The organism is Pseudomonas sp. BJa3 (assembly GCF_026343815.1).
GTDB lineage: Bacteria > Pseudomonadota > Gammaproteobacteria > Pseudomonadales > Pseudomonadaceae > Aquipseudomonas > Aquipseudomonas soli.
The window spans coordinates 334,467-344,146 of record NZ_JAOXMC010000004.1 but is presented as its reverse complement, the minus strand read 5'-3'; the positions used below and the strand labels follow the sequence as shown (position 1 = coordinate 344,146).

Annotated in this window: 3 protein-coding genes and 1 rRNA gene; all 4 read left to right on the top strand. The window is 66.7% G+C overall.

Going from position 1 to position 9,680, the window contains the following annotated elements:
• Positions 1-133: 133 nt before the first annotated feature.
• The 4 genes from rrf (at position 134) to recD (ending at position 9,625) form a co-directional block, all read left to right on the top strand.
• Positions 134-249: ribosomal RNA gene (rrf, locus tag OH705_RS06795) — 5S ribosomal RNA — on the top strand.
• A gap of 153 nt (positions 250-402) precedes the next feature.
• Positions 403-3,885 (top strand): exodeoxyribonuclease V subunit gamma, encoded by a 3,483-nt coding sequence (gene recC / locus OH705_RS06790; protein WP_267301530.1) that lies wholly within the window; start codon positions 403-405, stop codon positions 3,883-3,885.
• The gene (recB, locus tag OH705_RS06785; protein ID WP_267301528.1) at positions 3,882-7,553 is read left to right on the top strand and encodes an exodeoxyribonuclease V subunit beta; all 3,672 of its coding nucleotides are present in this window, start codon (positions 3,882-3,884) and stop codon (positions 7,551-7,553) included. Before recC ends, recB begins: the two co-directional genes overlap by 4 nt.
• Positions 7,550-9,625 carry an exodeoxyribonuclease V subunit alpha gene (gene recD / locus OH705_RS06780; protein WP_267301527.1) on the top strand — a complete coding sequence of 692 codons (2,076 nt, stop codon included), beginning with the start codon at positions 7,550-7,552 and terminating at the stop codon, positions 9,623-9,625. The genes recB and recD overlap by 4 nt, the downstream gene beginning before the upstream one ends.
• Positions 9,626-9,680: the final 55 nt, after the last annotated feature.

Here is a 9,680-nt window from a genome sequence, read left to right as displayed (position 1 = left end):
ATAACACCCAAGCAATTTGCTCACGCAGATTGCGGTGGTGAAGACGAAACGAACCGAAAGTTCGCGACGAACCACAAGATCACATATCCGAATTGGCTGGCATGTCTGCAAGGACGTACCGGCAACCGAATTTCTTGACGACCATAGAGCATTGGAACCACCTGATCCCATCCCGAACTCAGCAGTGAAACGATGCATCGCCGATGGTAGTGTGGGGTTTCCCCATGTGAGAGTAGGTCATCGTCAAGATTCATTTCGCAAAACCCCTATCTGCGCGAGCAGGTAGGGGTTTTGTCTTTGTGCCCGGAAAACTCATGTCCTGCCGGGCAGCATCGCGAAACCCCGCCTGCTGTCTCCGTGATAAGGTTTCCCGTCAGCATCAACCGCATTCCGAGAGCTCCCATGCCGCAGACCACCTCACTCCACCCAGGTTTCATGATCGTCCAGGGCAATCGCCTGGACGAGCTGCGCAATCTGGTGGTGAGCGTGATGCGCCGCTACCCCCTGGCGCCGCTGGAGAACGAGATTGCGCTGGTACAGAGCAACGGTATCGCCCAATGGCTGAAACTGGCGCTGGCCGAGGACCCGCAAGACGACGATCAGGGCGGTTGCGGCATCGCCGCTGCCATCGATGTGCAGCTCCCGGGCAGCTTCATGTGGCAGTTGTACCGCCGCGTGTTGGGCCGTGATGAAATCCCCGAGGTTTCACTGCTCGACAAGGCCCCCCTGACCTGGCGCCTGATGCGCCTGCTCCCGGAAGTGATCGAGCGCCCGCACTTCGAACCACTGCGCCGCTTCCTCACCGACGACAGCGACCTGCGCAAGCGCTATCAGCTGGCCGAACGGCTCGCCGACCTGTTCGACCAGTACCAGGTCTACCGCGCCGACTGGTTGAAGGACTGGGCAGATGGTGCCCACGTACTCAATACCGCCCGTGGCGAGCGCAAGCCGTTGGCTGCTGGCAATCGCTGGCAGGCCGAGCTGTGGCGGCTCCTGCTCGAGGACGTCGGCGAGGAGGGCATGGCCCAGAGCCGAGCCGGTGTGCACCAGCGCTTCATCGAGCGGATCAACAGCCTGGAGCAGGCGCCCCCAGGGCTGCCGGCGCGGTTGATCGTGTTTGGCATTTCGTCGCTGCCCGCACAGATCCTGGAAGCCTTGGCAGGTCTTGCCCGTTTCAGCCAGGTCCTGTTGTGCGTGCACAACCCCTGTCGTCACCACTGGGGCGATATCGTCGCCGACAAAGACCTGCTGCGGCACCAGTACAAACGCCAGCAACGCAAGCAGGGCATGCCTTTGCAGCTGGACGACGAACTGCTGCATCAGCATGCTCATCCGCTGCTGGCGGCCTGGGGCAAGCAGGGGCGCGACTACATCAACCTGCTCGACAGCTACGACGACCCAGGCAGCTACCAGAATGTCTTCAGCGAAGGCCGTATCGACCTGTTCAGTGACGCCCAACCCGAGACCCTGCTCAACCAGCTGCAGGACGATATCCTCGAGCTGCGGCCTTTGGCCGAGACGCGTACGCAATGGCCAGCAGTCGATCCGGCCAAGGACCGCTCCGTGCGCTTCCACCTGGCCCATAGCCCGCAGCGCGAAGTCGAGATCCTCCACGACCAGTTACTCGCCCGCTTCAGCGCCGACCCGACGCTGCGCCCCCGCGACGTCATCGTCATGCTGCCGGCCATCGACACCTACGCGCCGCACATCCGTGCAGTGTTCGGCCAGCTCGATCGCAACGACCCGCGCTTTATCCCCTTCACCCTGACCGACCAGGGCCAGCGTGGTCGCGACCCACTGCTCATTGCCCTGGAGCATCTGCTCAAGCTGCCTGACAGCCGCTTTGCCGTCAGTGAAGTGCTCGACCTGCTGGACGTACCGGCCGTGCGCGCCCGTTTCGCCATTCAGGAAGGCGACCTGCCGACGCTGCATCGCTGGATCGAAGGGGCGGGCATCCGCTGGGGGCTAAGTGCCGAACAGCGCGCCAGCCTGGGGCTGCCGGAAGGGCTGGAGCAGAACAGCTGGCGGTTCGGCCTGCGCCGGATGTTGCTGGGGTACGCGGTCGGGGTAGGCGAAAGCTGTGACGGCATCGAGCCTTATGATGAGATTGGCGGCCTCGATGCCGCATTGATCGGGCCGCTGGTGGCCTTGCTCGATGCCCTGGAGGTCGCTTGCCAGGCCCTGACCCAGCCGGCCTCGGCGCCAGACTGGGGCGCACGGCTGCACGCCCTGCTGCAGATCTTCTTCCTGGCCGAGAACGAACACGACGAGCTGCTCCTGGTGCAACTGCAGGATCTGCGCGACACCTGGCTGGAGACTTGCGAGGCGGTGGGCCTGCAAGACCTGCTGCCGCTAACGGTGGTGCGCGAAGCCTGGCTGTCGGGGTTGGACCAGGGCAAGTTGTCGCAACGCTTCCTTGCCGGTTCCGTGAACTTCTGCACCCTGATGCCCATGCGTGCCATCCCGTTCCGCGTGGTCTGCCTGCTGGGCATGAACGATGGTGACTATCCACGCGCCCAGCCGCCCCTGGACTTCGACCTGATGGCCAGCGACTATCGTCCGGGCGACCGCTCCCGGCGGGAGGATGACCGTTACCTGTTGCTCGAAGCCTTGCTGTCGGCACGTGACCAGCTCTATGTCAGCTGGGGCGGGCGCAGTATCCGCGACAACAGCGAGCGTCCGGCCTCGGTGCTGATCGGGCAACTGCGCGATCACCTGGCCGCCGGCTGGCAGCTCGCCGGTGCCAAGACCGGGTTGCGCGATGACGCTGGGCAGCAGTTGTTGCATGCGTTGACCCAGGAGCATCCGCTGCAGCCGTTTAGCCAGCGCTATTTCCAGAAAGGCAGCCCGCTGTTCAGCTTTGCCCATGAGTGGCTGGCCTTGCATCAGGCCGAGGACGGCGCAGCGACCGCCGCTATCGGGCTGTCGCCCTACGTCAGCGATGAACCGCTGAACCTGGTGCAGCTTCAGGATTTCCTGCGCCACCCGGTACGGCATTTCTTCAGCCAGCGCCTGAAAGTGTTCTTCGAAACGTTGGAAGCGCCGACGCCGGACGAAGAACCCTTTGTCCTCGATGCCCTGCAACGCTATGGCCTGAGTGAAAGCCTGCTCGGCGCCGCGCTGGCCGACCCCGACAACGCCGAGCGAGCCCTGCAAGCTCAGGCCCGGAGGCTGCAGGCCTGCGGGCTGCTACCGTTGGCCGGGTTCGGTGAGGCCTTGCAGGCGGAGCTGATCCAGCCGCTGCCGGACTTGCTGCAACGCCATCGACAATTGCTGCAGCGCTGGCCGACGCTGGTCGAGGGTGCCCTGCCGATTCACTTCGAACAGGGTGCGCAGCGTCTGGAAGGCTGGCTCGGCCGTGTGTACCAGGGCGAAGACCAAAGCCTGCTGAGCATCGCCACCGTGCCCAATACCCTCAGTGCCGGGCGCAACAGCCTGAAATGGCATCGCCTGATTCCTGCCTGGGTCATGCACCTTGCCGCCTGCGCCTCGGGCTATCCGCTGCACAGCGCGTTGGTGGCCAGCGACCTGACCTTGCTGCTGGCACCACTGCCGCAGGCCGATGCGAGGCAGCGCCTGGGCGAGTTGCTGGTGGCACGCCAGGCGGGAATGAACGCGCCCTTGCCCGTCGCGGCCAAGACCGCCTTCGCCTGGCTCGCCCAGGAGGACCCGGACAAGGCCCTGGCCGCCGCAGCCCGTGCCTACGAAGGTGACGGCCAGAACAGCTTTGGCGAGCGCAGCGAGAGCCTGGCCCTGGCCCGTCAATACCGTGACTTCGCCGCACTGGCCCTCGAGGAAACCTTCGAGGGTTGGTGCGAAACCCTGTATCGCCCCTTGTTCGCGGCGCCCTGGCAAACCCTGGGCAACCCGGAGAGCGCCCAATGACCCAAGCCCGCCCCCTGGCGCTGAGCTTTCCTTTGCACGGCAGCCAACTGATCGAGGCCAGCGCCGGCACCGGCAAGACCTTCACCATCTCGGCCCTGTACCTGCGCCTGATCCTTGGGCATGGCGGCGAGCAGGGCTTTGCCCGCGAGCTGCTGCCGCCGCAGATCCTGGTGGTGACCTTCACCGATGCGGCAACCAAGGAACTGCGTGAGCGTATCCGTGCGCGCCTGGCTGAAGCGGCGCGCTTTTTCCGCGGCGAACTCGAGGATGCCGACCCCTTGCTGCACCTGTTGCGCGAGGATTATCCACAGGCGCACTGGCCACGCTGTGCCAACCGCCTGGAAATCGCCGTGCAATGGATGGACGAAGCGGCGGTATCGACCATCCACGGCTGGTGCCAGCGCATGTTGCGCGAGCATGCGTTCGACAGTGGCAGCCTGTTCACCCAGAGCCTGGAAACCGATCACAGCGAGTTGCTGGGCCAGGTCATGCGCGACTACTGGCGGCGCTTCTGCTACGGCATGCGTGGCGAGTCGCTGGCCTGGGTGCGCGGCAACTGGGGCAGCCCCGATGCCTTGTTGCCAAGGATCAGGCCATTGTTCGGCCGCGTCCGAGGCCAGACGGACGATCAGGAGCCGCAAGCCTTGATCGAGGCGACCCTGCGCCAGCGCACCGCCCAGTTGGCCCAGCTCAAGGCCCCTTGGGCCGCCTGGGCCGACGAGCTGCAGCAGATCTGCCGCGATGCCGTGGCGGCCAAGCAGGCGGATGGGCGCAAGTTGCAGGCACGCTACTTCGAGCCCTGGTTCGACAAGCTGCGCGCCTGGGCCGGTGATGAGCAGGCCATGGAGCTGGACCTGGGTACCGGTTTTACCCGGCTGACCCCGGCGGGCATGGCCGAGGCGTGGAAGGCCGGCGAGCCACCGCAGCACCCGGCGCTGCACGCCATGGCGGCCCTGCGTGAACAGTTGCAGGGGCTGGCCAGCCCCGATGCGCGCCTGCTGGAGCATGCCGCCGCCTGGGTTTCGGCGCGCTTCGAGGTGGAGAAGCGTCGACGCGCCGAAATGGGCTTCGACGACATGCTGCTGCGCCTTGAGCATGCCCTGGGCAGCGATGCCGGTGAGCGCCTGGCCGCGTTGATCCGCGAGCAGTTCCCGGTCGCGTTGATCGACGAGTTCCAGGACACCGACCCCGTCCAGTACGGCATCTTCGAGCGCATCTACCGTATCAGCGAGAACAACCCGGACACCGGCTTGTTCATGATCGGCGACCCCAAGCAGGCGATCTACGCCTTCCGCGGCGCCGACATATTCACCTACCTGGCCGCGCGCCGCGCCACCGCCGGGCGCCTGCACAGCCTGGACACCAACTACCGCTCGAGCCAAGCCATGGTCGCGGCGGTGAACCGGGTATTCCTCCAGGCCGAGGAGCGTGCCGAGGGCCGTGGGGCATTCCTGTTCCGGGCCCATGGCGACAACCCGCTGCCCTTCGTCGAAGTACGCGCCAAGGGCCGTGGCGAGCAATTGCTGGTGGCCGGGCAGCCGAGCGCAGCCCTCTGTTGCTGGCTGCTGGATAGCGATGAGCCGGTATCCAGCACCTTGTATCGCCAGCAGCTGGCGGCCAGTTGCGCGAGCCATATCGTCGAGCTGCTCAATGGCGGGCAGCAAGGCATCAGTGGTTTCGCCGACGCCGCTGGCAAGCTGCGCCCCTGCCTGCCCTCCGATATTGCCATCCTGGTGCGCGACGGCCGCGAGGCCCAGCTGATCCGCGCCGAGCTGGCCGCCCGCGATGTGCGCAGCGTGTACCTGTCGGACAAGGACTCGGTGTTCGCCGCCCAGGAAGCCCACGACCTGCTGGCCTGGCTCAAGGCTTGCGCCGAACCGGACTCGGAGCGCCTGCTCAAGGCCGCCCTGGCCAGCCTGACCCTCGACCTGCCGCTGGTCGAACTGGAGCGCCTGAACCAGGACGAACGGGTCTGGGAGGGCTGGGTGATGCGTTTTCGCCGCTACCGCGACATCTGGCAACGCCAGGGTGTGCTGCCGATGCTGCGCCGCCTGCTGCATGACTTCCAGCTGCCCCGCGCGTTGATGGGCCGCAGTGACGGCGAACGCGTGCTGACCAACCTGCTGCACCTGGCCGAGCTGTTGCAACAGGCGGCGGGCGAACTGGATGGCGAGCAAGCGCTGATCCGCCACCTCACCGAGCACCTGGCCAACGCTGGGCAAGCGGGCGAGGAGCAGATCCTGCGCCTGGAAAGCGACGAACAACTGGTCAAGGTGGTGACCATCCACAAGTCCAAGGGCCTGGAATACCCGCTGGTGTACCTGCCGTTCATCTGCACCAGCAAACCGGTGGATGGCCAGCGCCTGCCCCTGGGCTGGCACGATGAGCAAGGCGTGGCGCACCTGACCCTGACGCCGAATGCCGAGCAGATCGAGCGCGCCGACGACGAGCGCCTGGCCGAGGACCTGCGCCTGCTCTACGTCGCCCTGACCCGCGCCCAATACGCCTGCTGGCTGGGCGTCGCCGACCTCAAGCGCGGCACCCAGCGCAGCTCGCAACTGCACCGTTCGGCCCTGGGTTACCTGCTCGGCGGCGGGCTGCCGTTGCCCGCCTCCAGCCAGCTGGGCGAGTGGCTCCAGGCGCTGGCGGCGAGCAACCCGGCCATCAGCCGGGAGGCGCTGCCCGAAGTACAGACACAGAGCTATCGCACGCCGGACAGCCAGCGCGAACTCCTGCCGCCACGCAAGCCACGGCGTGCCGCCGCGGAACACTGGTGGATTGCCTCCTACAGTGCCCTGCGGGTGGGCGACCAGACGCTGATCGCCGACAGCTCCCAGGCCCAGCAACTGCTGGACGACGAGGTGCTGGACAGCCAGCTGCTGCGCGAGGTCCCGGCCGAGGCTGGCGATATCCACCGTTTCCCCCGGGGTCCGAACCCGGGGACCTTCCTCCATGGCCTGCTCGAATGGGCGGGTCGCGAAGGTTTCGCCGAGATCAGCAGCCAGGCCGAGGTGATCGAGCGCACCGTGGGGCGGCGCTGCAATCGACGCGACTGGACCGGCTGGATCCCCACGCTGACGCAGTGGCTGCAGCAATTGCTGCTGCAACCCATGCCGCTGCAGGGGGCCACCCTTACCCTGGCGCAACTGAACCACTACCAGATCGAAATGGAGTTCTGGTTCGCCAGCCACCAGGTCGACGCCCTGCGCCTCGACTACCAGGTGGCGCGCCATACCCATGCCGGCGCGGCGCGCCCGGCCGCGCAGCCGACCTTGCTCAATGGCATGTTCAAGGGCTTCATCGACCTGGCGTTCGAGCTCGATGGGCGCTACTACGTGGCCGACTACAAGTCCAACTGGCTTGGCCCCGATGCCGAAGCCTATGGCGCCCTGGCAATGGAGCAGGCGATCCTCGAACATCGCTACGACCTGCAGTACGTGCTCTACCTGCTGGCCCTGCATCGCCAGTTGCGCGCCCGCCTGCCTGACTACGACTACGATCGGCATGTCGGTGGCGCGGTGTTCATCTTCCTGCGCGGCGTCACGTCGGCAGGCCACGGGCTGTATCATGCGCGGCCACCCCGGGCGCTGATCGAGCAGCTCGACGCGATGTTCCGGGGTGAGCAAGAACCTGAACAACAGGACCTGTTTGCCGGAGCCGCGCCATGAGCCGCAACCTCGATGACCTGCTGCCCACGCCATTGCAGGCGGAGCATCTGAGCGCCCTGGCGCCGCTGAGCGCCAGCCACGACCTGCTGGCGTTGCTCGATCGCTGGGTCGAGCGCGGGTGGTTGCGTGCCCTGGATCGGGCCTTCGTGAGTTTTCTCGAGGAACGGGCGCGAGGCAGTGACCCGTTGGTGCTGCTGGCCGCGGCGCTGGCCAGCCACCAGCTGGGGCATGGGCATGTCTGTCTGGACCTGCGCCAGACTCTCGCGGAACCAGACTTCGCCCTGTCGCTGCCTCCGGAAGGCGATGCCCTGGCCGGGCCGCTGCTGCTGCCTTCGCAGCTGCTGGCCAGCCTTGACCTGGGTACTTGGCTGCAACGGATCGCCGAGAGCCCGCTGGTCGCGGCGGGCGATAGCGTCGAACAGCGCGCCCGGCCACTGGTGCTCAGCGCCGAGCGTTTGTACCTGCGCCGCTACTGGGCCTACGAGCGGCGGATCGACGGCGCCCTGCATGAGCGCCTGGCACGCCGTCAGCCTCAGCCCGCCGATCTGGCCCAGCGCCTGGCGCAGTTGTTCGACGGCGGCTCGGCGGCCGGCGAGGTGGACTGGCAGAAGCTGGCATGCGCCCTGGCCACCCGAGCGGGTTTCAGTGTGATCACCGGCGGCCCCGGCACCGGCAAGACCACCACCGTGGTGCGCCTGCTGGCGTTGTTGCAGGGGCCGGCGGTCGAGCAAGGCCGACCGCTGCGTATCCGCCTGGCGGCACCGACCGGCAAGGCCGCGGCGCGCCTGACCGAGTCCATCGGCCAGCAGGTCGAGCGCCTGCAGGTGGACGTTGAGGTACGGGCGCAGATCCCCACCGAGGTCAGCACCGTGCACCGCCTGCTGGGCAGCCGCCCAGGCTCTCGGCATTTCCGCCATCATGCCGGCAACCCGTTGCCGCTGGACGTGCTGGTGATCGATGAAGCCTCGATGATCGACCTGGAGATGATGGCCAACCTGCTCGATGCCCTGCCGTCCACCGCCCGGCTGGTGCTGCTGGGCGACAAGGACCAACTGGCCTCGGTGGAAGCCGGGGCGGTGCTGGGCGACCTGTGTCGCGACGCCGAGGAAGGCTGCTACTGGCCGCAGACCCTGGCCTGGCTTGAGCAGGTGGGCGGGCAGTCGCTGGCGGGCATTGGCCTGAAACCGGGCGATGGGCAGCGCAATCCGCTGGCCCAGCAGATCGTGATGCTGCGTCATTCGCGGCGTTTCGGCGAAGGCAGCGGCATCGGCCAATTGGCGCGCCTGGTCAATCGCCAGCAGGCGCTGGAGGCGCGGGCGCTGCTGGCGACCCGACCTGCGGACGTTCATTGCCTGACCCTGGGCGGCGAACACGACAAGCGCTTCGATCGCCTGTTGCTCGACGGCCTTGGCCAGGGCGGCGAAGGGCCGCAGGGTTACCGTGGCTACCTGCGCACCATCGGCCGCTTGCGCCCGCCGCCTGGCACGCCGGGCGACGATCCGCGCTGGGAGCGTTGGGCCGCCGAGGTACTGCAGAGCTTCGAAGCCTTCCAGCTGCTTTGCGCCGTGCGCAGGGGCGCCTGGGGTGTCGAAGGCCTGAACGAACGCGTGGCCCGGGTGCTGCACAATGCCGGACTGATCGATAGCCAGCAACCCTGGTACGAGGGCCGCCCGGTACTGGTCACCCGCAATGACTACGGCCTCGGCCTGATGAACGGTGATATCGGCATTGCCCTGCGCCTGCCGGACGAGCAGGGCGAGGCGTTGCTGCGCGTGGCCTTCCCGCGCAACGATGGCAGCGGCGGGGTGCGCTTCGTCCTGCCCAGCCGGCTCAGCGAAGTGGAAACCGTGTTCGCCATGACCGTGCACAAGTCCCAGGGCTCGGAATTCAGCCATACCGCGCTGGTGCTGCCCGATGCCTTGAACCCGGTGCTGACCAAGGAACTGGTGTACACCGGCATCACCCGCGCCAAGCATTGCTTCAGCCTGATCGAGCCGCGCGCCGGGGTGTTCGAGGAAGCGGTGGAGCGCAAGGTCAGGCGTGTCTCGGGGCTGATGCTGGAGCAAGTCTGACTCTGGAGTTCGCCGCCGATATGCTATCGTTGCGGCATTATCCGCAAACATTTTG

Bases quoted from the DNA above. Each gene is read 5' to 3' on its own strand.
- recC (WP_267301530.1), top strand. From the start codon at position 403: ATGCCGCAGACCACCTCACTCCACCCAGGTTTCATGATCGTCCAGGGC.
- recB (WP_267301528.1), top strand. From the start codon at position 3,882: ATGACCCAAGCCCGCCCCCTGGCGCTGAGCTTTCCTTTGCACGGCAGC.
- recD (WP_267301527.1), top strand. From the start codon at position 7,550: ATGAGCCGCAACCTCGATGACCTGCTGCCCACGCCATTGCAGGCGGAG.